Annotated in this window: 29 protein-coding genes and 1 tRNA gene; 26 read left to right on the forward strand and 4 right to left on the reverse strand. The window is 34.8% G+C overall.

Annotation, left to right across the window (positions count from 1 at the left end; translation table 11 throughout):
* Window positions 1–5: 5 nt before the first annotated feature.
* From BCF58_RS01490 to BCF58_RS01520, 7 genes are read left to right on the forward strand one after another with little or no spacing between them, the layout of a single operon-like run.
* Entirely contained in the window at window positions 6–215 is a 210-nt protein-coding gene (locus BCF58_RS01490; protein WP_121460031.1) for a hypothetical protein, read from the forward strand.
* Window positions 216–1,772, forward strand: a complete 1,557-nt coding sequence (locus BCF58_RS01495; RefSeq protein ID WP_228434705.1) for a hypothetical protein — start codon at window positions 216–218, stop codon at window positions 1,770–1,772.
* The gene (locus BCF58_RS01500; RefSeq protein ID WP_121460032.1) at window positions 1,772–2,122 is read left to right on the forward strand and encodes a hypothetical protein; all 351 of its coding nucleotides are present in this window, start codon (window positions 1,772–1,774) and stop codon (window positions 2,120–2,122) included. The genes BCF58_RS01495 and BCF58_RS01500 overlap by 1 nt, the downstream gene beginning before the upstream one ends.
* A complete protein-coding gene (locus BCF58_RS01505; RefSeq protein ID WP_121460033.1) occupies window positions 2,119–3,531 on the forward strand; it encodes a phage portal protein in 1,413 nt (470 codons plus the stop codon). The genes BCF58_RS01500 and BCF58_RS01505 overlap by 4 nt, the downstream gene beginning before the upstream one ends.
* Window positions 3,531–3,917, forward strand: a complete 387-nt coding sequence (locus BCF58_RS01510; protein ID WP_121460034.1) for a hypothetical protein — start codon at window positions 3,531–3,533, stop codon at window positions 3,915–3,917. Before BCF58_RS01505 ends, BCF58_RS01510 begins: the two co-directional genes overlap by 1 nt.
* Complete coding sequence (locus BCF58_RS01515; protein WP_121460035.1) at window positions 3,898–5,865, forward strand: hypothetical protein; 1,968 nt, start codon at window positions 3,898–3,900, stop codon at window positions 5,863–5,865. The genes BCF58_RS01510 and BCF58_RS01515 overlap by 20 nt, the downstream gene beginning before the upstream one ends.
* 1 nt (window position 5,866) lies before the next feature.
* Entirely contained in the window at window positions 5,867–6,103 is a 237-nt protein-coding gene (locus tag BCF58_RS01520; RefSeq protein WP_121460036.1) for a hypothetical protein, read from the forward strand.
* A gap of 184 nt (window positions 6,104–6,287) precedes the next feature.
* On the opposite strand, the gene BCF58_RS01525 is transcribed toward BCF58_RS01520, so the two are convergent.
* The gene (locus tag BCF58_RS01525; protein ID WP_121460037.1) at window positions 6,288–6,692 is read right to left on the reverse strand and encodes a hypothetical protein; all 405 of its coding nucleotides are present in this window, start codon (window positions 6,690–6,692) and stop codon (window positions 6,288–6,290) included.
* 12 nt (window positions 6,693–6,704) lie between these two features.
* Window positions 6,705–6,914 carry a hypothetical protein gene (locus BCF58_RS01530; protein WP_121460038.1) on the reverse strand — a complete coding sequence of 70 codons (210 nt, stop codon included), beginning with the start codon at window positions 6,912–6,914 and terminating at the stop codon, window positions 6,705–6,707.
* Between the two features lie 162 nt (window positions 6,915–7,076).
* On the opposite strand from BCF58_RS01530, the gene BCF58_RS01535 reads away from it, so the two are divergent.
* The 19 genes from BCF58_RS01535 to BCF58_RS01620 all read left to right on the forward strand — a co-directional run bounded on the left by BCF58_RS01535 (window position 7,077) and on the right by BCF58_RS01620 (window position 25,596).
* Window positions 7,077–7,709, forward strand: coding sequence for a hypothetical protein (locus BCF58_RS01535; protein WP_121460039.1), 633 nt, complete (start codon window positions 7,077–7,079; stop codon window positions 7,707–7,709).
* Between the two features lie 27 nt (window positions 7,710–7,736).
* Window positions 7,737–8,108 carry a hypothetical protein gene (locus BCF58_RS01540; RefSeq protein ID WP_121460040.1) on the forward strand — a complete coding sequence of 124 codons (372 nt, stop codon included), beginning with the start codon at window positions 7,737–7,739 and terminating at the stop codon, window positions 8,106–8,108.
* Window positions 8,109–8,127: 19 nt separating this feature from the next.
* Entirely contained in the window at window positions 8,128–9,237 is a 1,110-nt protein-coding gene (locus BCF58_RS01545; RefSeq protein WP_121460041.1) for a major capsid protein, read from the forward strand.
* A gap of 2 nt (window positions 9,238–9,239) precedes the next feature.
* Window positions 9,240–9,566 (forward strand): DUF6706 family protein, encoded by a 327-nt coding sequence (locus BCF58_RS01550; RefSeq protein WP_121460042.1) that lies wholly within the window; start codon window positions 9,240–9,242, stop codon window positions 9,564–9,566.
* On the forward strand, window positions 9,566–9,883 hold the full coding sequence (locus tag BCF58_RS01555; protein ID WP_121460043.1) for a hypothetical protein: 318 nt from the start codon (window positions 9,566–9,568) through the stop codon (window positions 9,881–9,883). The genes BCF58_RS01550 and BCF58_RS01555 overlap by 1 nt, the downstream gene beginning before the upstream one ends.
* Window positions 9,874–10,344, forward strand: coding sequence for a hypothetical protein (locus BCF58_RS01560; RefSeq protein ID WP_147462005.1), 471 nt, complete (start codon window positions 9,874–9,876; stop codon window positions 10,342–10,344). Before BCF58_RS01555 ends, BCF58_RS01560 begins: the two co-directional genes overlap by 10 nt.
* Window positions 10,341–10,742, forward strand: a complete 402-nt coding sequence (locus BCF58_RS01565; protein WP_121460045.1) for a hypothetical protein — start codon at window positions 10,341–10,343, stop codon at window positions 10,740–10,742. Before BCF58_RS01560 ends, BCF58_RS01565 begins: the two co-directional genes overlap by 4 nt.
* 11 nt (window positions 10,743–10,753) lie before the next feature.
* A complete protein-coding gene (locus BCF58_RS01570; protein ID WP_121460046.1) occupies window positions 10,754–11,260 on the forward strand; it encodes a hypothetical protein in 507 nt (168 codons plus the stop codon).
* A gap of 63 nt (window positions 11,261–11,323) precedes the next feature.
* Entirely contained in the window at window positions 11,324–11,854 is a 531-nt protein-coding gene (locus BCF58_RS01575) for a hypothetical protein (protein WP_121460047.1), read from the forward strand.
* A gap of 8 nt (window positions 11,855–11,862) precedes the next feature.
* The gene (locus tag BCF58_RS17255) at window positions 11,863–12,072 is read left to right on the forward strand and encodes a hypothetical protein (RefSeq protein WP_147462006.1); all 210 of its coding nucleotides are present in this window, start codon (window positions 11,863–11,865) and stop codon (window positions 12,070–12,072) included.
* A complete protein-coding gene (locus BCF58_RS01580; protein WP_121460048.1) occupies window positions 12,069–16,868 on the forward strand; it encodes a tape measure protein in 4,800 nt (1,599 codons plus the stop codon). Before BCF58_RS17255 ends, BCF58_RS01580 begins: the two co-directional genes overlap by 4 nt.
* A complete protein-coding gene (locus BCF58_RS01585) occupies window positions 16,868–17,365 on the forward strand; it encodes a hypothetical protein (protein ID WP_121460049.1) in 498 nt (165 codons plus the stop codon). Before BCF58_RS01580 ends, BCF58_RS01585 begins: the two co-directional genes overlap by 1 nt.
* The gene (locus BCF58_RS01590) at window positions 17,358–18,380 is read left to right on the forward strand and encodes a hypothetical protein (RefSeq protein ID WP_121460050.1); all 1,023 of its coding nucleotides are present in this window, start codon (window positions 17,358–17,360) and stop codon (window positions 18,378–18,380) included. Before BCF58_RS01585 ends, BCF58_RS01590 begins: the two co-directional genes overlap by 8 nt.
* 20 nt (window positions 18,381–18,400) lie before the next feature.
* On the forward strand, window positions 18,401–20,929 hold the full coding sequence (locus BCF58_RS01595; protein ID WP_121460051.1) for a hypothetical protein: 2,529 nt from the start codon (window positions 18,401–18,403) through the stop codon (window positions 20,927–20,929).
* Between the two features lie 3 nt (window positions 20,930–20,932).
* Window positions 20,933–23,653 carry a phage tail protein gene (locus BCF58_RS01600; protein WP_121460052.1) on the forward strand — a complete coding sequence of 907 codons (2,721 nt, stop codon included), beginning with the start codon at window positions 20,933–20,935 and terminating at the stop codon, window positions 23,651–23,653.
* A gap of 11 nt (window positions 23,654–23,664) precedes the next feature.
* Entirely contained in the window at window positions 23,665–24,219 is a 555-nt protein-coding gene (locus BCF58_RS01605; protein WP_121460053.1) for a hypothetical protein, read from the forward strand.
* Window positions 24,194–24,769, forward strand: coding sequence for a hypothetical protein (locus BCF58_RS01610; RefSeq protein ID WP_121460054.1), 576 nt, complete (start codon window positions 24,194–24,196; stop codon window positions 24,767–24,769). Before BCF58_RS01605 ends, BCF58_RS01610 begins: the two co-directional genes overlap by 26 nt.
* On the forward strand, window positions 24,766–25,347 hold the full coding sequence (locus tag BCF58_RS01615) for an N-acetylmuramidase family protein (protein WP_121460055.1): 582 nt from the start codon (window positions 24,766–24,768) through the stop codon (window positions 25,345–25,347). The genes BCF58_RS01610 and BCF58_RS01615 overlap by 4 nt, the downstream gene beginning before the upstream one ends.
* 18 nt (window positions 25,348–25,365) lie before the next feature.
* Window positions 25,366–25,596 carry a hypothetical protein gene (locus BCF58_RS01620; protein ID WP_121460056.1) on the forward strand — a complete coding sequence of 77 codons (231 nt, stop codon included), beginning with the start codon at window positions 25,366–25,368 and terminating at the stop codon, window positions 25,594–25,596.
* Between the two features lie 73 nt (window positions 25,597–25,669).
* Here BCF58_RS01620 and BCF58_RS01625 read toward each other — a convergent pair whose 3' ends face one another.
* A complete protein-coding gene (locus BCF58_RS01625) occupies window positions 25,670–25,897 on the reverse strand; it encodes a hypothetical protein (protein WP_121460057.1) in 228 nt (75 codons plus the stop codon).
* Between the two features lie 88 nt (window positions 25,898–25,985).
* Window positions 25,986–26,056 (reverse strand) — tRNA-Gln (locus BCF58_RS01630).
* Window positions 26,057–26,085 lie beyond the last annotated feature (29 nt).

Raw genomic sequence — 26,085 nt, forward strand, 5'->3', positions numbered from 1 at the left:
AAATCATGGATAAAAAATATTTCATAATTGTGTCTTATAATTTCAAGAAAACAATGCTAGACGTTAGAGAAATATCACATGTAACTACATCTGTTTCAAAAGATGTTGATACGTCTACTGTCTATATGAAGAATGGAAAAGATATTGAAGTTAATGATGATGAATTCTTCAGCGAATTAAAGAGGATTGAAGAAGAGTTAAAACCTAGAGACTAAATGTCAAACACAGCGGCACAACAAAAGGCAATGCTCAAATTTAGTGAGTGGAGAGCGGACTGGAATAAGTTCGCCTTTGAAGTTTTAGGAGCACACTTGGATCCGGAACAAAAAAAGATCATTGAATCTGTTCAATTCAATCCCCGCACTTCCGTAATGTCAGGAACATCCCGCGGGAAAGACTTCGTTTCCGCAGTTGCTGCAATGTGCTTCATGTATCTGACACCGAAATGGAAGAACGGCCAGTTAATTCATAATACAAAGGTTGCTTTGACCGCTCCCACTGGAAGACAGGTAGAGAATATCATGCAGCCTGAAATTTCAAGGCTTTACAATAACGCATTAAGCAAGGGTATACAGCTCCCGGGCCGTCTTGTAGGCAATGATATCCGTACGGATTGGGATGAGTGGTTTTTGACGGGCTTTAAGGCTGATGATAATGTCACTGAAGCTTGGACCGGGTTCCACGCAGTAAATACCATGTTTGTTGTTACTGAAGCTACCGGTATTTCAGAAGCTACTTTCAACGCAATAGAAGGAAACCTACAGGGAAACTCTCGAATGTTGATAGTATTCAACCCTAACGTGTCCACCGGCTACGCTGCTAATTCTCAAAAGAAAGGAAGATGGGAGAAATTTAGCCTCAATTCTCTGAATGCCATGAATGTTGTTGAAAAGAAAATGATCATTCCCGGGCAGGTTGATTATTTATGGATAAAAGATAAATTAAATGAGTGGTGTACCATCATTTCGGCTAATGATGTCATTACAGAAGAAGATGATTTTGAGTTTGAAGGTGTATGGTACCGCCCTAATGATCTATGCAGGGCCAAAATACTTGGAAAATTCCCAAAAGTATCGGAAGACGCCCTTATCCCTCAGCAATGGGTAGAACTCGCAAATAAACGCTGGATTGAGTACCAGAAACAAGCGAATAAAGACTATAAAAAGAAAAATAATCTGATGCTTGGTTCAGATATTGCCGGGATGGGGCGGGATAACACTGTAGATTGCTTCCGGTTCGGTAATTATGTTGAAAAGTTTGCAATTAAACATTCAGCCGGAAAGGCGAACCACATGGAAGAAGCAGGCAAGATCGCTAATGTTCTTCGATCAGACGCAAAGGCAACCGCCTCAATTGACACCATTGGAGAAGGAGCAGGGGTATATTCCAGGTTAGTTGAGTTAGGCTTTGAAGAAAGAGTAATATCTTGTAAATATTCATCAAAACCAGAATTCGGAGGCTATGAACTTAAAGACAGCACTGAGCAGTATTCATTTCTCAATATGAGAGCTTATCTTTTCTGGCAGGTACGGGAATGGTTAGACCCTAAAAACAGGCATGATGCTATGTTACCGCCTTCAGAAACATTTATGGAGGAGGCTACCGAAATAAAATATTTCTTCCAATCTAATGGGAAAATACAAATTGAAAAAAAAGAAGACATAAAGAAACGTTTGAAACGGTCTACGGATGAATTTGACGCATTAGCGAACACTTTCCATCCATTTGAACCACCTGTTAATCCTGGAGCTTTAGAAGGAATACTTTGGTAATGGACGAAAAAGTATACATATTATCATTGACAAAAGAACAGCTAGACTCTCTACCCTATGATGTTTTAAAATGGGAATGTTGTTGTAAAAATTGTAATCGAGGGACAACGGTTCGTGATTATGGATTGTCACCCTTGTTTTTTCTTAATAGAAATAGCAAAAGAGCTCATAAAAACACTCCAAAATATTGGATGGATACATCAAGTATTATTTGGCTTTGCGGAAAGCATTACGCGATCATGAGACGTTGTGGTTTTGATTATATTTTGAAAAAGTATTTCGACCACCATAAAGCACCATCAGGTATTATAAAAAAAGTAAATCAAGGAATAGAAAAAATACACCCATGAACATAGAAGAAATCACAGGAAAAACAACTCCTGAAGAGCAAATAAATGCTTTGAGAGTTGATAAAACAGAAAAGCCGAAAATTGAAGATTTAAAAAAGGAATGGAAGGTTTCGCAACATAGGACTATAATTGATAATGATTTCCTTCCAAATAAAGAGGTAAAAGATCCTGAAGGTAAAGTCATAAAAACAAAGAAGGTCAACCGTATAGCAATGCCCGTTCAAAAATATATTGTAAACAGTGCAGTGTCATTCGGTTTTGGTAATCCAATTACCATCAAAAGCAATGCTGAATCTGGTTCACAAGAAGAGATTGTAGAGAAAGCAATTGAGAAAATTTTACTTCAAAATAAAGCAGATATTAAAAATAGACAGGCAGCTAGAGAACTTTATCGATCAACAGAAATAGCAGAATATTGGTATTATCAGAAGTCAGAACCGCATGAAGACTATGGTTTTCAATGTAGTTTCCGGATTAAAGTAAAGCTCTTTATTCCTTGGAAGAATGATACATTATATCCTATGTTTAATGAATATGATGATATGATAGCATTCTCCAGGGGTTTTTCCTTATTAAATTCAGAAAAAAAAGCAGTCGAATATTTTGAGACATTCACGGACACAGATGTAGTAAGGTTTATGAAAGGAGAGAATGGATGGGAAATTGTCCCAATTGAAGGAGCCGGCAAAAATCCTATACAAAAAATACCTATTGTCTATGCCAGTCAAGAAGAAACAGAATATGAGGATGTAAAGTATGATATTGAGCGATTAGAATTGCTTTTATCCCGTCATGCTGAAATAAATGATTATCATGCTGCACCAACTACATTTGTAAAAGGAAAGGTAACAGGTTTGCCTCAGGCTGGAGAAGCTAACAAGTCAATACAAGGAGGACCTGAATCTGATATGAAAGTTATATCTTGGGATGCTGCACCGGAATCTGTTAGATTAGAAATCGATACAAGGTTAGAAAACATTCATAAATTTACAAAGACTCCAGATCTATTCCGACAAGTTAAAGGACTGAACCAGGTTTCCGGAATCATGCTCAAAATGCTATTTATGGATGCTCATTTAAAAGTAATGGAGAAGGCCGAAATTTGGGAGGATTATTTTACCCGTAGATACAACATCTTAAAAGCATATGTAGGCAAACTTCTCAATACTTCTCTTCTGGAAGCTTCTAACAGGTTGGAACTGGAGCCAGTGATTAAGCCGTACATGATCCAGGACACGAAAGAATGGGTTGAAACTCTTATGACTGCCAATGGCAATAAACCTTTGATATCTCAACAACTTTCAGCTGAATTGTCGACATTAGCACCATCTGAAGATTGGCTTGTGCTTCAGGCTGAACAAGAAGCTGCCAAAACTGAAAGCGTATTCGGAAACCCTAATGAATTATAATGATCAACTTTGAAATAAATGTGTCAGTTTACAAAACTGATATCTTAGTTATTATTGGAGGAAGCTCAAAAGAAAGAAAGAAGATCCTAACAAAATATTATTCAAAATCAGAAATTGAAAATTTGTTTGAGAATACAGTCTTTCATGAGGCTACAACAATACAGCATACATCAGGATCAATAATATTGCTTTTTAATGAGAAACCAAATCAGAATAATTTTTGGCTTTCAATTTTAGCTCATGAAACTTTTCATGTATCAAGTTTTATTATGAGAAGGGTAAATATCCCCCTTTCCCAAGATTCTGAAGAAGCTTATGCTTATCTGCAACAAATGATTTTTGAAGAAATTCTGGATAATTTAGACAATGGCCAACCTGCACGATGATAATTTTGATTCAAAACACTTCCGAAGAGGTGAATACAATGTAAGGAGAATAAATTCTCTTTATAAAAAGCTTATTGATGAAATCACATCACTTCAATCTATAGGCCGAATTAAAGCCACGAAATTATTTTCCTTTTCTGATTATCCGGATCTTGACAAATCGGCAAACAAACTTTTTGAACAGTTTACAAAAAATGTGACAGCTGAGCTTTTTGCCCAAGTTGAACAAAGTTGGAAATTTGCAGAAGCAAAACAAACTGATTTCATCAACAAAATAGCCTCAAAATTGAATCTTTCTAAGGAAAGGGTAAAAGAATATACCAATCCTAACAAAGAGGCCCTAAAAGCGTTTAAAAATAGGAAAGAGAATGGAATGAATCTTTCGGATCGTGTTTGGAAGCTTTCAGATCAGTTCCGTATTGAAATAGAACTTGGTTTGGATGTCGGAATAGGAGAAGGTAAATCTGCTGCAAAGTTGGCCCGGGAACTCCGATCAAACCTTAATGATCCTGACCGGCTTTTTCGCCGAGTGAGAGATAAACACGGGAACCTTGTTTTATCTAAAGCGGCAAAGGCATACCATCCGGGACAAGGTGTGTATAGGTCTTCAGCCAAAAACGCTCAAAGACTTACAAGGACCGAAAATAATATGGCTTACCACGAAGCTAATTATCAAAAATACCAGGAATTTGATTTTGTTGTAGGAATCCAGATAAAGCTTTCTAATAACCCTAACCATTGCCCATTCTGTGAAGCAATGGCCGGAGAATATCCAAAAGATTTTAAATTCATTGGATGGCATCCTATGTGCCGGTGCACCAGCATCACAATTTTAAAGACGTGGGAAGAAATGGAAAGAGATAATCAGCTCATTTGGGATGGGAAAGAACCTTTAGGTAGCGTCAATGAGGTTAAAGAAGTTCCGAAAGCGTTTTCCTCATGGATACAAGACAACAAAGATAAAATCGAAAACGCAAAGGTAAAACCTTACTTTATTAGGGATAATCCACGTTTTGTTAATTATGTACAAAATGAAACGACAAAAATTTTAAAAGATAGTTCTGATAATTCAGATATTCCTAAGTTCATTTTAGAAAGGGTAAATCATTACAAAATGATTAATGATGATATATTAAATTTAAAATCACAATACGATATTCTGGAAGAAGAGAGAAGGATTGAGGCGAAAAAAGTTAACGAATATTACTCTGATTTCAAAAAGAAAAACTCAAAGAAAAAGCAAGATGAAATAATTAAGCTTTTAGATAAGGACGAATATTTCCGATCTATCAAGAAAAAATCAGATTCCTTAAATGGTGGTCCAAAAAGGTTAAATGATCTTATTAATGCCAAAAAGAAACAAATACTTGATGAAGGGGAATTACAATTCAAAAAATTGATAAGTGAATTGTCTGGGGAAACAAAAATGAAAATTAATGGAGGGGGAAATTTGGTTGATGATATTGTAAATGATTTCAAGAAATTAACAAAAGGATACAATGATGATAAAACAATAGCATTTTTAAAAACTTCAGGTAGGGAAGGTTTTGATTCAATAGGTCGAACAGTTAATATTAACACATCCTCATCTAAATATACAATAATGCACGAATTAGCACATTCAATTGAACTTGATGAGTCGATGCTTAAAAAGTCCGTTGACTTTTTAGAAAGAAGAACTAAAGGAGGAGAATTTAAATATTTAAAAGATGATGTTAACAAGGCTTTCAATGGGAACGAGATGTATAGAGAAGGAGGATTTTTCAATCCTTATGTAGGTAAGCATTATAAGGCTGATGCTGATAGTGTAGTTTCTTATAAAGGTATTGCAGCAACTGAGATATATTCAATGGGGATTGAAGAAATGTACAGAAATCCAACTGTTTTTTACATGAAAGATCCTGATCATTTTATGTTTATTTTTAATTTGTTTTTTAAAAAAAGATAATATGAAAATTATTGTTGAAAGGTTGGGTAATTATGCAAGTATAGAAAATTTAGAAGTCATATCTGATTCTAATTGGTTGAAAACTGAAATCAAAGATATTATTGAAATATTTCGCTTTGAAGAATCTTCGGGCCTTAATAAAATGCAGCTTATATTAACTGAAATAAATAAAAAAGAACTATATAATGTTAAAACAATAGGTTTTGATCAGAATGAAGATAAAACAATATTCTACTAACTAAAGATTGGGTGATGAGTTAAATTATTGTGAATTCATTTTTGGGAGCAAAGTATTCTTTTCCATTATCATTATCAAGTTTAATAATCCACCTAATATAGGGGTGAAATTGACTATAATAAGGTATTTCCCTAACAAAAACGCCCTCTAATCCAGTAATAATGTGTTTTAGTTTCATGGTGCTTTACTTTAGTTCTTCACCGATCAAATCAAAATAAATGTTTTGGAGCTGATGGACATATTTTAACCCATATTTATCACCTACAATGTATATTTGTACGCTTTCATCGTAAGCCGGCCCGATATGCACCAAATAAACTACACTGTTAAGATGCATGAATATTAAATCATGTTTTTGATATAGTTGATAGTTTTCAAATTCGTCAGAGTCAATATATGGAATATTAATTCTATCAAAACCAGTATTTAACAACCATTCTTCAGATATTGGAATTGGTTCGATTGAAAATTCTTTTTGTAATTCTTCACATTCAACTAGATACAATAAGCTTCTAGCATTTATTTCGTATGTTGTTTTATTTAATTTATCACGAGTATAATTACCTATTCTAAGTTCTTTTGCATTCATTGTTTATTAGAATTAATTCATATTTTCTTTTTTTATAACACATTTCTTTGTTCCGAATGATTCACCTACACTAAGGCTTTTCTGGTAAATAGTTTGTTTTGCATATCCTATAACAGTACTATCAAATCTATTAAAAATTGATGAAATAGTGCTAAAGAAATATTCGGTTTTCCCTTCAACAGGTTCAAAAAATCTTATAAAGTATATCGTTTTTGATTTCATGAAAAAGTTATTAATAATTTTTGATATAAAATATTGATCTTGAATTTATTCATTGAATAAAAATTATGAAGTTTATTTATATAATCCCATTACAAATATAAATAATTTTACCTCCATTGGAGGTAAATTAAATCATAATTTTATGAAAAATTTTTTATCATTATGATTAACCCAACTGTAAAAAAGTTCTTCCTTAAAAATGGGCTTTCTACAAAGGCTTTGCAGGTATTATCTGATACTGTTATGGGTTCTCTTGAAGAAAACGCAACAGAAGAGGATATAAATGAAAAGTGTAAGCTATTTGAACCGCTTGCAAAGACATTCCAGTCTGAAGCAGATTCCAGAGTTCAGGCAGCTTTGAAAAAGAAAGAACAAGAAGGAAATGACAATGATGATGATGGGGCTGACGAACACGAGCCAGAACCAGCATCAGGGAAACCATCTAAAAAAGCAAAAGCCGACCCTTTGCTTGCAGCAATCGAAAATCTTACAAAAACTGTTCAGGGAATTCAAACAGCACAAGCTGTAAAATCCAATAATGAAAAAGTAATTGAAGGATTGAAAGGCTTAAAAATGTCCGAGCAGGAAATCGAATCTGTAATGATGGGTAGAAGCTTTGAAAAAGAAGAGGAAATAGAAGAATTCATCGCAAAACAAGGTGAATTATATTCTCAAATTACACAAAGTAGAACCGAAGCGGCTGCCGGAGAAGGTTATAAGCCTGTTACTTCAGTTGGAAATCAAACATCTGCTCAAAAGAAGTCTGATATTGAAGAGTTCAATAAAGCCTTTTAGAGCAAATAATCTATTAACAATAACAAAATGGGATATTTAGAACCAACTTCAACACAAGGATCAAGAACGGTCCCTATTTTCCAAAAAGTATTGGAAATGGCCAGAGGTGGTTTTACTTTGGATGCAACCGGGCTAACTGTAGGAGAAACAATTCCCGCAGGAACCCCGATGGTATTTGATGAAGAAACCAGAAAGGCTAAAAAAGCAACCTTAACAGGTACAGCTCCGAACGAAACATCAGATGCAAAAGGTCTTTTGTATACTGACGTTAAGATTGAAGCGAATGCGCCTGTAGACGTAGTTCTGAGAGGAACTGTATATGCACGTAGAGTAACACCGGAAATTGAAGATGCTCATAAAAAAGCATTGCCACTGATCATTTTCTCAGAATCTCGTTAATCCCTAAAAATTAAACAAAATGGCAAAAGAAATAACCGTTTTCGGTAGTGTAGCAGATGCTGACACACTACAAATGATGATCGATACGAGATTAGAGAAATTCAACACTCCGTGGTATATTCAATATTTCGATTTTGCACTTCCACAAATCTCGTTAACATATAGCTCAGTACTTGGAAATTCTGTAATTACTCCTGCTGCATCATATGTTACTCGTGATGGTGAAACTCCATTAAGAAGCCGTGAGACTTTGGAGGCAATGAATGGTAAAATACCACCAATCAAAGTGATGCGTGATCTTGATGAAGAACAATATAGAAATTATAAGGTTCTTCAAGAAATGAAAGGTATCAAGGATCAGGAGAAAAAGAATCAGGCCTTAAAGCTTATCTGGGATGATATGAAATATGTTACTGAAGCAGTTGATAAGAGAATTGACTTAACAGTTGCTCAGGCTATTTCTACAGGTAAGATCACCATCACAAAAGATAATAATCCGGATGGTATTGTTGTCGGAGATATTGATCTTAAGATGCCCGCAGCCAATAAGGTAAACGCTATTGAGAATTGGAGTGACGCAACAAATTCAAAACCGATCACAGATATCGTTAATCTAGTAAATTCTGCTTCAGACAAAGGTCTTTCCTTTGCGAAAATGCTGATTGATGGAGCGACATTGCTTCAATTTATGAAGTCTAAAGAGGTAAAAGATACTGTTGGAACTTTCTTTGGATTATCTGCAGCAGCGAGAAATTCTCAAACTGCTCCGTTGACAATTGATCGTATCAATGAGTATATGACGGCTGCAAAGCTTCCATTATTTGAGGTTACAGATATTAGAGTTCCGGTAGAAAAAGATGGTACACCTACAATTATCAAGCCTTTCGAGGGTTCTAATATTGCCTTTATTCCTGATGGTAAATTAGGTGAGATAAAGAATGCTCTTGCGATGGAAGAAATGGAGCCGGTAAACAATGTTATTTACGCTAAAAAGGGTAGAACATTGATTTCTAAATGGAACCAGAATGAACCTTTCAAAGAGTGGACTAAAGCTGAGCTTAATGCCTTCCCGGTTGTTAATACAATCAAGTACATCTACTTGTTATCTACTACTAAAGCATTTGCATAATCATGGCAGTAACGAATAAGGACTATTTCCAAAGTAAGTTGAGACGTTTGTCTATCACTATGAGTGATGAAGATCTCGACGTGTTTTTTGCTTCAAAGCAAATTACAGAATCTGGCGATCTTGATAAACCAGACCAAATGGATATAGCTTTTACAGAAATAGTCCTTGAGTTACTTGTTAAGCCTGACATTTCAGAAGACAGCTATTCTGTAAAATGGGATCGAAAAGCATTAGAGACATGGTATTCGATCGAGTGTTCAAGACTTGGAATTCCAAATCTAATTACCCAGGGAAAAGATGAAGTAAAAGACATAAGCTTTTTAGCGTAATGCAATATCCGTACGATCTTTTTGTGTTGAAAATAACCGGTGGGGGAATTGATCCTGAAACCGGATATCCTATACCATCTACTGAAAATTGGGTTTACCACTCTAAATGTAGAGATGAAGTAGCCGTACAGCAAGGTGTTATTTTCACAGAAAGCGGAGAAATGACAAATTATTCTTCAAAAGTTGTAATGCCCTTAGGGACACCAATAATAGAGGCAAACAGCAAAATTGAAGTAAGAAAAGGTGATTTCGTACGAACTACCGGAAAAGTATTAAGATTCGTTGAAGCTCAATTGCATTGCAGATTATGGGTATAGAACCAAGAATAAACATGGCCCAGATTAATTCCTATTTACAGGAGAGAATTGAAACTTTGGATCAGCTAATGATCAGAAATCTTAATTATCTGGGAATGGAGTGCGTAAATCTTGCAAAAAACCTAGATACATATCAGGATCAAACCGGTAATCTTAGAAACTCAATAGGCTATGTAGTGGTAAAGCATGGAAATATTATTAATTCAATTTTTACTGGTGGAACATCGGGCCCAAAACAATCAGAGGAATCTGGTGAAAAAATAGGAGAAGATTATGCTAAAGAACTTGCAAAAGACTTTGGAAACGGATATGCGGTAATTGTCGTTGCTGGAATGGATTATGCGAGCTATGTAGAAGATGTAAACCATCTCGACGTTCTAAATCCAGCCAAAAACCTTGCGACATCCCGTATTAATCAAATAGCACAAAGCATAGTAAATACAATGAGAAGAAGATCATGATCACAACGTTTGAACTAAAGACAATTGTTTACAATATTGTAAAGTCCAGTAATATTAAATCTATCATTAATGGCGACGTTTTTATAGACAATAGGTTATTTGACTCCAAAAAATCAGATATAGTGATAGGATCTCTTCAGGTTGAAAACACTGTTTTACAGCCATCAGTTGTGTTAATAAACATTTATGCACCTGACATCCAGTCTGGAACAAGTTATTTACCTGATTCAGCTCTCCTAAATAATGCTACAAAGCTCCTTATTCCATTAGTAAAAGAAATTTACATAGAAGCAAAAAAAACAAATCTGGAAATAGAATATCAGCGTGATTATAAAGTGGATGGTAAAAATGAACATGTTTCTGTTATCAGATTACAAACTCGAACTATAAATAATTAAACAAAAATAAAATGGCATTTACATTTGGTATTACAAGACTTCTTTCCGGGGCAATTGCAGCGGATGGGGGAATGGGAACAACCCTAACGGAACATGATGAAACCCTAAAGGGGACAGCTGTTCTGGAAACAACTGATGAAACAATCAACTGGATTGAAACCGAAGAAAAAGGAAAAAGAATAGCAATAGGACAAAACGATGCTGAAACAACTTTGACATTTGAGGTCGCAAATCCGTCATTAGAGACACAAGCTTATTACGCGGGAGGTGAAGTAGTAACGGATCCCGTAACAACTAAGAAAAGCTATTCTCCACCAATGGTTAAAGAAGTGATTGAAAAATCATTCACGGTAGAAACCAAAGCCGGATATGATATTGACATTGTAAACGGAAAGGTACTGGCAACCCCACTTGGCGGAACTATTGGGACTGAAAATGTTTTAACAATGAAAGTTGTTGTAACTGTTCAGGCTCCTACAAAAGCTGGTGTGGAGGCAATGACATACAGAGAAAAATAAACCAACTGAAATTAAACTAAATGAAACCACCTTCTTTTGTTAGTGGGTGGTTTTTTTGAAAATATGGAAAATCCGGATGAAATATTCAATGAATTCTTAAGAAATAATATTTCGAAAGAAGAAGCTGAAAAGAAAGAAGCTGATGAGCTAATACATAGAGGATTCTATTTTGATATAGGAAAAAGAAAATGGGAAATAAAACCCTTAGTTTTTGGAACAATTTCCCACGCAAATAAGTACGCACTCGATCTAAAAATTAACCTGTTGAGTGATGATAATTCATCGGTTTTTAAGGAGATCGAAAAAAACATTAAACCTTTGATGTCCTTTATTGCAGTATGTATTCTTCATCACAAATGGAAAATTAAGCTTTTCACAAGAATTCTTTCGGTATACTTGAAATGGAAACTGGATCCTTCTAAAGCTCTAAAAATCTGCGTGGCAATATTGCAGATGTACGACATTAAAAATTTTACTACCTCTATCAGTCTGATAGGACAAATGACGATAACGAAACCGAATCCGAAAAGTCCGAAGGAGACAAGTCTGGTAGATGGGAAAACACAGGTCTCCAGTCTATCTTCGGAACCTTAGGTTTCGCAATGAAGACTTTGAAAATTTCCTACAAAGAATTAATGTGGGAAATACCATGGCCGGTCCTTCTAAGAATGCTTTATGACCTGCCAAATCAAAAATATAAAGAAAAAAACGAAGACGAAAGTCAAGACAAAGATATCAAAGAGCTAAGCCCTCAAACTTCAACGGACTTTGCTCAATACATTCAAAAGATTAACCAGCAGAATAAAAAATGAACCAAGGAGCCCTACATTTTGATGCCCTTTTAACAGTCAATAATTTTGACAGGGGTATTGACCGTATAAAAAATGGTATAAAAGAAGTATCGGGTGTAGCTCAAAAAGAAACCCAGGTAATGGATGGCTATTTCCGGAATCTTGGTACAGCAATAGGAGGGTATTTTACAGCTCAATCATTATTTTCATTTACAAAAGAACTTATCAATGTAAGAGGTGAATTCCAAAAAACGGAGATTGCATTCTCAACAATGTTAGGAAGTTCCGATAAAGCAAAAAAGCTTATGGAACAAATGGTTGATTTAGCTGCAAAAACTCCATTTTCTCTACAGGATGTATCATCAGGAGCCAAACAATTACTAGCCTTCCAAGTCCCAGCAAAAGATATTGTAGATACTTTAACAAGATTGGGAAATATAGCGGCTGGGCTTAATGTTCCATTGGAAAGAATCAATCTTATATATGGACAAGTAAAAGCTAAAAATAAGTTAATGGGTCAGGAGCTTCTTCAATTTACTGAAGCAGGTATCCCTATGTTAACTGAACTTGCTCTAAAGTTTGGAAAATCTGAATCTGAAATTTCAGATATGGTTTCTGCCGGTAAAATTGGCTTTAAAGATGTTCAGGATGTTTTATTCAAAATGACAAATGAAGGTGGAATGTTCTTCGAATTAATGGAAAAACAATCTGCCTCACTTTCTGGAAAAGTAGCGAATCTAGGTGATGCGTGGGATCAAATGTTGAATAAAATAGGTCAGTCTAATGAAGGGTTTTTGTATGGGAGCATAGAACAGTTAACAATGTTGGTTGAGAGATATGATGCTGTAATTAATGCTGTACAAACCTTAATAGTTTCTTATGGAGCATACAAAGCGGCTATTATTGTTACAGCTGCAGCTCAATCTATGGCGAATAAGACTTTAGCCACTGAAATAGGATTACTTTCATTTTCTGAGAGAATGAAATTGGGTCGGGCTTTGATTACTCAAAAACAAACTGCTGCAACACTAGCCGAAGCACAAGCTGAAAAAGTATCGTTATCAACAAAATATGCAACATTACAAGCAGAGATAAGTTCGCTTGCAGTTAAAAAACAAAAAGCGGTGGCCCTGGCAACTGAAAGAGCACAGGCTCTTGCAAATGCAAGGATTCAGTTATCAACTGCCCAAGCTGAACTTGCTTCAATAAGAACAACTGGAACAGCCCGCCAGATAAATATAGCCACTAGAAACGTAGAAAAGGCACAAAATACTGTAATTGCAGCACAGGAATCTGCTGAAATTGCTAGAAAAGCAGCATTAACAACGGCATCTAAATTTTATAATACCCAGAAGGAGCTGGAAATTACAGCTACTGCATTGAACTCAGCTACTAAAAATGTTGAAACAGCATCCGAAGTTGCAAACACAGCTGCCAAAACCGCCAATACTATAGCTACACAAAGGTTGACTATGGCCCAAGTTGCTAACACCATCGCTATGACTGCAGCGGCTAGAGCAGCGGCATTTCTAAACGCTACACTTTTTGCTAATCCTTATGCACTTGCCACAGCCTTAATAGCGGCTTTAGCTTTTGCCGTATATAAATATAGCACTGCACTTACGGTTGCTGAGGAATCACAAAACAGAATGAATGAAGATGCTAAAACCCAAATTGCAACAATAACAGAACAAGAATCTAAAATAAAGGCACTCACAAAAGTTATTGAAGATCAAACAGCTTCAGAAGATAAAAAGGCATCTGCAATAAAACAAATTCACTCACTTACAAATGGGCGTTTAGATCAACTTGACTCTGAGGCTGTAAAAACAGGTAAAGCTACCGAAATGATAAAAGAATATATCGCAATGCTGAAGTTGGAAGCCGAAGCAAAAAGATATGTTAATGAGCTTGGCAGGCTTGATTCTGATATTGAAGATCTAAAAAACAATAAAGGCAAATTTGGTTTTGGGGATCTATGGGATGATTTTACGGATTTTGATAGTGATTTCCATTGGAGTCTTAAGAAGAGAAAAGAGGAAAGGGTTAATCGAATCGTAAAAGAGAAGGAAGATGAAAAAAAGTTATTACAAGAAAAATTAGATGCATTAGCTAAAAAGGGAATCAATATATCTGAAACTGAAATAAATGAAGGTGTAAAACCTTCTGGTCCTAATAAAGGTACACAAAGGTGGTATGAAGAAGAAATTAAAAGACTTCAGGAAGCAAATAAAGATCTAGTTCCTCAATCAAAAAAATGGATCCAAAATATGTCTCTTATTGAGAAATATCAGGATTTACTTAGTAATAAAACAAAAAAAGACAATCGACAACTCGCCGAAGTTCTTCCGGAAGGGTCTATCAAAGAACTACAAAGAAGGGCTCAACTATATTCTGATGCAATCGATGTTGCTGTAAATGGTCAAGTAAAATTAAGAAAGCTTGATAAATATGGAAATGACAAAGATAAAAGCGGTAATCCTTATTTGACAGGTGAAGTAATAAGTACCGAAGAGGCTTATAACCGTATAAGTGAAATTAATGACAAAATAGAATCACTTCGTTATAAGACTTTTCAAGAAAGGATATCTGAGGCAGAAAGACAATGGAATAACTACTATAAAATGGTTGAGTTCTATGGTAAAGCATCTGCTGATGCTCAATATAAAGATCTATTAAAAGGATCTCAAAATTACTTGGAACACCTGGAAAAAGAACTTGAGACTTTGGAGAAAAGGAAAAATGATGGAGGAATATTATCAAATCAGGAAAAAGCAAATATAATTTTCCTTAGAAAAGAAATAGATAATTTAAATGGTACTGAAACCCCTTTAGAAAATTTTAAGCGTGGTATTGACGATGCTATTAAGACTATCCCTTCATTAATTGAACAATTGAAATTCCTGGAAGATCAACAAGATAAAGCATTTCAAAAAGAAGGTAATTCTGCTCCATTCCTTGAACAAAAAAAATATTTAGAAGAGCAAAAGAGAAATGTTCTACAGCAACAGCAGGAACTATATAATACCTTCTTGAATGAACAGCAGACTTTCGAGCAGAAAAAAAATGTAATTACTGAAAAGTATGAGCTTATCCGAAAAAAAATAGGTGAAAACAATTCTTTCACTCAACCTGAAAGATTAAGGCTCCTTGATGCATCTTATAAAAATGAACAAAAAGAAATATCTGATTTAACTCTGGAACTTTTCCAAAAAACAGATTTGTGGATTAAAGCCTTTGGAGACTTGTCAAATATTGGCCCTAAAACTTTGCTCAAATTGAAAAAGGGGTTATTAGATTATTTAGAAGCAAACAAAAATCTTAATGCTACTGAAATAAAAACCATTCAGGATCAGATAATCAGTATTGATGAAACACTTTCTTCAAGAAATCCTTTTTTAGCCTTATCGTTAGCCATAGATAAATATAAACAAAAGAGAAAAGAGCTTAATGATGTAGAAAAACAATCAGGAAAAAATAGTGACAAGTATCTTTTAAAATTAGAAGAAACAAATCAAACTTTCAATGAAATCATTGAAACTACAGGAGCTGCAGCATCTACTATGATTGGGTTCGTATCTGGTGTTACTGATGCATTCGGTGGAATGTCAGAAGAACTACAATCTACTCTTAAGGATGTTCAGCAGTTGGTGGATGGAATTGTAAATGTTATTGCTGGTTATTTTTCCGGAAATTATGGGCAAATGCTTTCTGGTATTGTTCAGATTATCAGTGCTATGGTCAAGTTGTTGAATGGTGATAAAAAAAGAGAAAGAGAGATTAAGCAATGGCAAAGAGCTGTTGATGATCTTAAATCTTCCTACGAAGAACTTCAGAAGGTAATTGAAAAAACTGCCGGAGAAGAATCTTTATCAATGCAAAGGGAGCTAATTGCCAATTTAAAAGAACAGCAAAGAATCCTTGTCCAGATGAGAAGTAAAGAGTCAGAGAAGAAAAAGTCTGACCAAGATAAAATCGCCACCTACAATCAACAAATAAAAGATATAAATTCTCAGATCTCCGATTTAGTAGATAATTTCAAAAACTCAATTACTACTACTGATTTTAAAGATTTATCACAGAGGATTGCAGATGCCCTTATAGAGGCTTTTGGAAAAGGGGAAGATGCCGCAAAAGCATTTGACAAGGTGGTAGAAGATGTAATGCGAAATGCAGTTGCCAATGCTTTAAGAATTAAGATTTTGGAACCTGCTGTTCAACAAATGGTTGATAAATTATATTCTTCAATGGGGTTTGGAAATGCAAGTAATGCTGAGGCTGAAGCCAAGATAAAACAATTGCAGAATGAGGTTGATAACATTGACCAGCAAATTACAACAGCCAATTTTCAAACAAAACCAATTCTACAGGCAGCAAAACAAAAATTATTACAACAAATAAACGATTTAAAATCTCAGATTGCACAATCTAATATTTCAGGGTCTTTTGATGGTTTAACTCCTGAAGAAAGAGAAAAGATTAAGGCTTTAGGTGAAACTGCAATGCAGCAGTACATGGATGCTCTAAAACAATATGAAGATCTTTTCGGATCTGCTTCCCAAAACGCTCAAGGATTAAAAGGAGACATTAAAGGCATAACTGAAAAAACTGCGGGTGCGCTAGAGGCTCAATTTAATGCTGTGAGGATAAATATTGTAGAGATTTTGAAAATCCATCAAATAAACCAGAATATCTTCCGAAGTCAACTTCAGGTCCAAGGACAAATTGAAGTTAATACTAGACCTTTAAAAGATATTTATAAGGAAATAAAAGAGCTGAATTCGAAAGTAAAGAATCAATTAGCAGGAATACCATAATGAAAACAAAAGAAATTTTTAGGATGGCAAAAAAAATAGGTTTATCGCCGGAATGTAAGGAAAGAATGTCTACCGATCTTTCTATCAAAAACCTTTGTGAGATGTTTTTTGATGGTGATGATTGGTCTATGGAAAATAATTTTCCTGATTTATCAACTTTGAGAAGATTTAAAGGTATTTCTGATCAATATGGACTATATACGGATTATAAAGGAATTAAACAAAACGAACAGAATAGTGCCTTTTTTGGCTCATCTGAAGTGAGTCTATATTATGATGCATTTAATGTTTCTACGGTTATTATAAGGCATGAATCAAAGGTTAAAATTAAGGCTATAGGAAATGCAATTGTATTGGTAAATATTTTAGATAGTGCTGAGCTTGAAGTTGAATCTTATGATAACGCTTCAGTTCGGGTTTTTTGTTATGATAATTTAAATGTTAGAACCATAGGAAATGTAAAAGTTCAAACTTCAAACTTTAATAAAAATGAATGAGGTTAAATATTATTTAAACGGTAAATATTTTAAAGATTTTGGGGTGTATGTTTCTGAATCAAATGGTATTGTAGACTCTCTGGAAAGAAAGCCTATACAACAATATGATTGGTCTGAATACCATGGACTATCTCCAGATCTTACCTCTCCTAAATATAAAGAAAGAAAATTTGAACTAAAATGTTTCATAATTGGAGATAACTGGGAGATAATGTTTGATAATTTTAAGGATTTCCTTATCAAAGAATTTTCAAAACCAGGTACCCAAAGACTTCACATTGAACCTTTCGAATTTAAGGTACTTCCTTATGAAGTTTACATGATGGAAGAAATTAAAATAGAAAAAAGGTTCAAGCAAGGCAATATGGTAGGTGTTTTCAATTTAATTCTAATTGAACCCAATCCGATTAAAAAAATTCTTAAAACAAATCTTGATACATTTCATCTTTCATACGAATGCTCATCTGAAACAGAAATTTTCCTAGGAGACGGCACAAAACTAATTGGAAGAGGAAATGTAAGTTTTACTAAAGATTATTCAGCCCCGTCTTATCAAGGATCTGGAATAAATATCATTCAGCAAAGTGCCATAAACAATAATTATTATGAATTATATGTAATCCCTTCCGGATTGAATCATTATCTATTTTCCCTGAAGGTTTCGCTTTCTTCCGCAAAAGACATGAACATGTATTTGATAGGAAAGAAGCCTGATAACACATATCACGCTGTTGCAATCAGTGAAACTTTTTCCGGAGCTATTGGTGAAAATGAAATTAGCCTGGTTAAAGAGTTAGATGCATCAACCTATTCAAAGTTCTATTTCAAAGTTCTTGACACCGAAGGAAATGAAATTTCAGGATCAACTTTCACCGATCCCAGAATTGAAACCGCCGAAGTAATTGGCGAGTGGCAAAATATGTTAGGAAAAGAAAAAATAATCATCATAGCCGGCAATGTAGATGATATTAAAAATCTATCAACTGAAGCCGAGATAATTTGGAATAAAATATAACACTTAAAAAATTAAATAAAATGCCAGAAACAGTAATTATAAATATTTCGGATACAGTTCCGCCATCAAATTACGCTACAATTGATCAAAATGGAATTGAAGGGAATGTTAATACTAAACCCCAAATAGAGCAGAAATTATCAGCTTTAAAAACGGAAATGATGAATGTTGTTGAAACAAATTTTCAAGGAACTATAAAACCATCAGATCCCGCACCAACAGATGATGGGGCTTATGAGCCAGAAGTTTCTTCTGAAGATAATAAAGATATAGATCCAACAGATTGGGGTACACTTTACGCAAACGCAGGAAACCTTAGAGCTAAAAAAGGCTATGATACCACATTTTATAAAAAAGGCTCAGTTTGGACAAAGGTAGAAAGGGAGTTAGTAAAAGGTAAAGATGCTTATGAGGATTGGTTGGACCAGGGAAACATTGGGACAAGAGCGGATTTTGTTGCTTCTTTAGGTTCTTTTACAAAGGCTCAATTTGATCAAGAGGCTGACCAGTATAAAACGTTCATTTTAGAAACTGATGATGTTTCTAGTATTAATTTTACTCAAAATATAGCACCTGGGGCTGGATCTTCAATTTATATTAAACAGATAACAGAATCCAACGCAATTACTAAAGTGAGAATAAAAGTAGCAACTGCAGGAGTTGGAGATTTTACCTTAAAACGAGCAGGTGTTAAATCCGAATTCGCATCAAATATTCCTTTAGTTGCTGGATGGAATGAATTTCCTATTGATTTGGATGTTGAGCCAGCCGATCTTGTGGGTTATAATACAGCTACTTCAACGGCTAGCCTTTGTTTTAAAGACGGAACAGGTGGACAGTATGTAACCGATGATGGCTCTGTTTTGGACGGAAATTTGGCAATCGAACTATATTCTGTTGAAGGACAAGTTAACACCTTTGAGAAAATTGTTAATGTTAATCTAGATGAAATAGGAGCGAAAATTGGAACTTCAGACCTTAACTTACTAAATACCTTTTCTAAACCAAAATTAAGAAATATAGACTATGGCGTTGTATCAGCTTTTAATCTTCCGGTAGAAAAGGATGTTCTTGACAACAATAAAATTGCAGTTACCGGTTCGGCTATTACTGGAAATTTCCCTTACAATGATTACGCATATTCATTTGGCTTTACTGTTAATTTCCCTAATGTTTATTCGGGAAATGAAGCTATTGCAACATTAAATGTGGGATCACAAACTATTAATATTTATGCCGGAGGAACTCCTACAATAGCATTTAACATTAACGGAACACAGGTAAACGCATTACCAAGTTTTGATTATGGGAATAAAACTGTAAAAATAGTTGTCGTATCGGATGCATACTTCATAAATGTTTATGTTGATGGTCAGAGAATGGGTCTGCTTAACAAAAACAAAAAAGCAACTCAATTCAATTTTATTTTAAATAAGCAAAATGGAAAATCATTTGAAAAGATTGCTTTCTGGAATCGAGATATTTCCGTGGAAAGGATAACACAATGGAATTTGGACCAGAACCCTTTCAATTTAAAAGGTATAAAAGACAAATTATTCCCGGCTAAAGGTTATCAAATAAGTGATCATTTATTGGCAGGCAACCCATATTTTAAAATCCCGGCCGAACAATCAATAATCAAGTTTAAAGGAAAATATTATTTATACTACACAGCTGCAAGATCAACACCAGATGTTTTTATAGAATCTGGAATTGCTGTAGCTGTATCAAACAGGGCTGATGGTGGATATTCCCAATATACAAATGATGTTGTAATTGGGGGCTTAAGAAACAAGGCAGGCGTAACTCGGGCAATGGGTAGTTGGGTTGGTGTTGTGGGTGATTATGTATACGTATTTGCCGCAATGGATTATACAGCTTCAAGTGCTGGAGGTAAAATTTTCAAAAGCTCAAATGGTTTAGACTTTAATTATGTAGGGGATTTCATCCCGGGTGGGACTATTCCGTATTTGGCTAATATTTCAATTTATCCTGAAAAGAAAGGTAATTATTATTACGGTATAGTTGAAGGAAAGGTAGGCGGCGTTTGGATCTCCTATTTAGTAAGATCGTTGAACTTTGAAAGCGGCTGGGAAATGGTTCAGGTGTTGAATAGCTTAGAAGTAACTTCCGGTGTAATGTATGGTGGTCCAGAGTTGCTACGATCCGCAAACGAAGATAGATGGATGTGTTTTTACCATGCTGCTTTCGAACCTGCTTCTGGTCCTAGTATCACTAATGTTGCTCCAACATCCCTATTCTATGCAGAATGTTTTGATACCGGGGCTCCAATTAATTGGGTGAACAAAAAGAAAGTTTTAGACATTAATGATGAATTGGATTTTTATAACGCCTATAATTGCGACCAGGTAGCAACACCGCAGGTTTACGAAGAAAATGGGAAAACATACCTTTCTTATGTTTTAGCCCAAAATATCAGACCGGGTGCTCCGGCTGATGAGGAACAATTATTTTGCCAGATAAGAATTGCTCAGTTTGATGGAACCAAGGAAGAATTAGCTGGAATTGTCCCTTTTGAAATAGCTTAATAAATGAATAACATAAAAATATACAGAAACGGAAATCCAATCTTCAATTTAATTGAAAGGGGGAAAAGAACAGTAGAGTCTGCTTCTTTAAATCGGGTATTATTATCTGATGATTCGATCTCAATTAAATTGAATTCTGTTTCTGTATTGGATATACGAATTAACGATTATTTCATTCTTTTCGGGTCTGTTTATAGAATCAATGTTCTACCTGCAGTAGATAAAAAAAGTAATTCTCAATATGAATACAATATTATTGCTCAGGGTTTAATGTTCGATTTGTTGAGATGTAAATACTTCAACGCAGACGCTACCGGATTTGGGCCGGATCTCGAATTTCCGCTAATCGGAACAATAGAAACTTTCCTCATTGTTCTTCGAAACAATATGAGGCGTTTTGCCTCAAACTGGGAGATAGGGAATTTCACCAATGGAGAAACAAAAACTATCACATTCAGCGAAGATAATTGCCTTTCTGCTCTGCAAAAGATTTGTAATGAATTTAAAACAGATTTCTGGATTAAAGCTGAAGATAATAAGTTTGTTATTCATACTGGAAATTATGGCAAGACGGTTCCGGTTCAATTCGAGTACGGAAAAGGGAAAGGATTATATTCTCTTTCAAGGACTAATGTTGATGAGAATGATATTATTAATAGGCTGTATGTTTTTGGAGGATCTCAGAACATACCGAATGAATACCGTAATTTCAGCACTAAACTAAAACTCCCTAGTTCAGATTATATAGAAGATCAAGCTTCAGTCTATTCATTTGGACTTAAAGAGGGATCAATTACTTTTGATGATGTTTACCCGCATCGAACTGGTAAAATAACTGGACTTGGAGGAACAAAATTCAAATTCTTTGATACAACAATGGATTTTGACCTGAATGCTAAAAATTCGGATGGGTCAACAAAATACTTGGTTGCGGGTACTTCTGCTAAAGTTCATTTTAACACCGGGAATCTTGCAGGGTATGAGTTCGAGATAAAAAAAGGCGGTTATGACCATAACACAAAATCATTTGAAATTATTCCTTTCAAAAATGATCAGGGTCAAAGTTTCCCGGATGAAAACTCTGCTGCTTTTCAGTTTTCCGTTGGTGATGAGTATGTGATATTAGATATTAATATGCCGCAATCTTACATCGATAATGCAGAAAACGAATTGCTTCAAAAAGGAATAGAACAGTTCGAGCTGCACAAAAACGCAAAAGTTTCATATTCGATGGAAGTTGATCCCGAATACATGAAGAGAATCGGAGTAGGAAAGTTTGATATTGGCGATTATATCCGGATTATTGATGAGCCACTGAAAATAAATAAAGTTTTGCGGGTAAATCAGGAAACTATAGATTTTATTCAGAATGGAGAATGGAACCAGTACCGGACAAAAATAGTGATAGCTGATTCTTATGAAATCAACTATGCGTCACAATTAATTTTGGATATCAAAGAGATCAAGAATGTAATGTCTATTACAAATCTAGGGCAAATTAATTATTCAAAATTGGGTTTAAAGACAACTGAAGAACTTAAAAACCTTGTTTTTGACACCGATGATTATTTCAACCCGGAAAATATCCGGCCGAACTCGATAGAAACAAACATGCTATCAGTTGGGGCAAAATCACAGCAAATTAGTTGTTCAGTTGTATTCTACGTGATGTTTGAAAACGACAAAAATAAGGTTAAAGTAAATCCGGGTATTGTGTATTCTCAAACATTTGACAAAGAATGGACGATCGCAGAAGATACAGAAACAATTCCGGATGATGATTACCGATATGTGTATGCAGCGTGCAGTAAAACAGGAACAAACGGCACCATAGTTTTCACGAAAGATCAAATTAAGTTCGATGCGGATCCGAACGACTATTATTTCCTAATAGGGATTCTGCATTCAGTTGTTGATAATGTAAGGGTTTTATCAATTACCGTTGGAACCACAACTATTAACGGTGGTTTGATCAGAACTGGTATTATTTCCTCTTTGGACGGACAAATGACCATTAATCTTGATACGCAAGAAATAAAGGCTAAAATCAAATTTCTAAGCGGGTCAGACGGCTTTACTTCTATTGACGGAGGTGTGCTGATGTCTGAAGTTATTGAGGTTGGGGACGGAACTGTTCAAAATGCTTTCGTTTCCGGAAAAACAGATGTAGGTGACACCACCGGAACTAGCATAAGATTTGGGGCAGGAGCAAATTATATAAACAGAAATACGGCTCCTTTCCGTGTTCAGCATAACGGAAAATTGATAGCACAGAACGCTGATATTTCAGGTGTAATTAATGCAACATCCGGTACTTTTTCTGGAACTATCAATGCTTATGCAGGTACATTCGGAAGTGTGATCACAAATAAATACTTTACAATTACTTCAGATGGGCTTGAATCGCCACAAGGTTGGATTGTGGTAGGTGATTATACATCAGCAGGAGACAGCAGAAAGTTTGCTCAATTATCGGGTCTACAAAATAGCGGATCTGGAATGTTAACTATCGTCAACACGAAATCTGACGGCACATTTCACACAGGAATTTCTCTTGATGTTAGAAATGGAACCGGTGGAAATTTAGCACTTGATATTCCAAATGGTGGAATCAGGGTTCAAGGTGAAAATGGCTATAATGGCACCCTTAAAATGGAAACAGCTGGAGGAAATACAATTTTCGTAGAAGTAAGAAATGGATTATTAACTAATTGGTTTACATAAATTAAAAAAAAATGAAAATATTAATTAAAATATTACGCTTTTTTGTCAACAATCTCAATTGTATTCATTCCGGGGTGGGTTTTGACAAAGTTATAGCTGCCTTTAAAATTGCGGCCGTTCCCGCTATTTTCGTGTCTATTTTTGAAGGCCTTTCAGAGTGGTATATCGTGAATCAATGGTTTATGATCTTTGTCTTTTATGCTATCGCAATTGACCATATTCTGGGAACAATTGTACATGCTTTCGTGAAAAAAGATTTCACTTTCAAAAAAAATGCAATGGGGTTTGTCATGAAAATAAGTATCTGCATTGCCGGCTATTCTTTGTTTGTGATGATACATGAAATCTTCAAAGGAATTCCTTTCATTGCTGATTATTTCAAGATACTTATTCAATTTATAGTTTTTATATGGCCGGCTGGCTCCGCTATGGGAAACATGAGCATTTTAACAGGAGGTAAATTTCCACCGATCGGATGGATGAAAAAACTAGAAAGGTTCCAAGAGAATGCAGATATCAACGAATTTAAAATTACGAAAGATGAGAACAATACTGATAATACTTAGTTTCTTCCTTATTCTTGGATGTAAATCGAAAAAAGTTTTGAAAACCAAAGCTTCAGAATTAGAAACAATTCATGTAGTTTCCGAAAAAAAAGAAGAAAATAAAATTGAGAAAGTTGAACAAAAACAGGAAACAAAAAAGACTGATTTGGTTGATCAGAAAAAAGAAATCCAAACCGACATTGAAATTAAAGGTAAGGCTGAAGCTGATAAACCGATTGAAATCTACAACATTGAAAACGGAGATACTCTACAAGCTATTAAAGTTACCGGGAATGCAGATGTATCGATAAAAACCAAAACATCGAAATCGGATCATATAAAGAAGGAGTATTCAAGTTCAGAATCAAACAATAAGCTTGAAGAATTGGCGAAAAATATGGTCAACGAAGAAAATTTGAAGAAAGCCGGAAAGCAGATTAATAACTCAGCAAAAGAAGTTACTACCACTACCGGAACGTTTTGGAGTTTTGGTTTAATTGGCGTTTTAGGAGCAATTGCTTTAATACTTATAGCATTATTTATTTACTTCAGAAATTACAGAAAGAGATGAAAACATTAACAGAACAAAATTACAAAGAAGCTGCTGCATTACTAAAAACAGATGTAGCAACAGTTAAAGCTGTCCGGGAAGTTGAGAGTTCAGGATCCGGGTTTCTTTCCTCCGGAGAAGTAAAAATTCTATTTGAAGGACATATCTTTTGGAGTGAACTTAAGAAAAGAGGAATTGATCCCAATAAGTATATTTCCGGAAATGAAAATATACTATACCCGAAATGGGATAAATCAAAATACAAAGGCGGCCAGGCTGAACATTCAAGACTTCAACAAGCGGTAAAAATTAATCGTGAAGCTGCATTAAAATCAGCTTCTTATGGCTTATTCCAGATCATGGGATTCAATTACAAATTAGCGGGGTTCCCAGATCTTCAAGGCTTCATTAATGCAATGCTAGAAAGTGAGGGTGAACAATTGAAAGCGTTTGTAAATTTCGTTATTAATAGTGGGTTGGCCGATGAGTTAAGAAGGAAAGACTGGCAAAGTTTTGCGAAAGTCTATAATGGACCAGGTTATAAAGCCAATAAGTATGATGAGAAGCTCGCAAAAGCTTATAAAAAATTTTCAAATTAATTTTTTAAATATAGTACAATGACAGTAAAAGCGAAATTTAAGTGTGAGTCAGTCACAAAATTTGAACAAGGTAAAGAAGTAAAGTTACATGCCGTATATGGTACAAGTGAAGAAAATAAACAATTTTCTAAGTATACACCATATGGACAGCTTTCAATTAAAATTGATAATGAAACCGAAGCTTCTGATTATTTTGAGCCCGGCCAAGAATATTATTTAGAATTTTCAAAAGCTGAAAATAAGTCTTAACCTTTTCCCCTGAACTCGGGGGAATTAAAAAAATGAGATGTTTTTATCTATCCCGGACGAGTTCCGGGATTTTTTAGAATCCATTTTGTAATTTCTCAAATTCCTTCAATGCAAATTCCTCTATTTCTTTGATTATTTTCATTCCTAATTTATTATCGAAGGCTCCCCATGAAGCGACCTGAGAAAACATCAATGGGTTTATATTGTCAATTCTATACAATACATAAGCCATATTTATATTATACAGTATATAATAACTTTCTTCATTTACTTCAAAAAAAAATCTAATTTTAGATTTCATTTTTTTTAAATATTAGTTGAAAAAATAAGTTTGTGCGTATAAAACTGCGTATAATATTAAAAAATCGCCCTTAAATAAAGGCGATTTGTAGACCCACAGGGATTCGAACCCCAGATGACTGAACCAAAATCAGTAGTGTTACCGCTACACCATGGGTCTTTTTTTTCTGTTTCAGTGGTGCAAATTTA

This window comes from Chryseobacterium defluvii, assembly GCF_003634775.1.
Lineage (GTDB): Bacteria > Bacteroidota > Bacteroidia > Flavobacteriales > Weeksellaceae > Chryseobacterium > Chryseobacterium defluvii.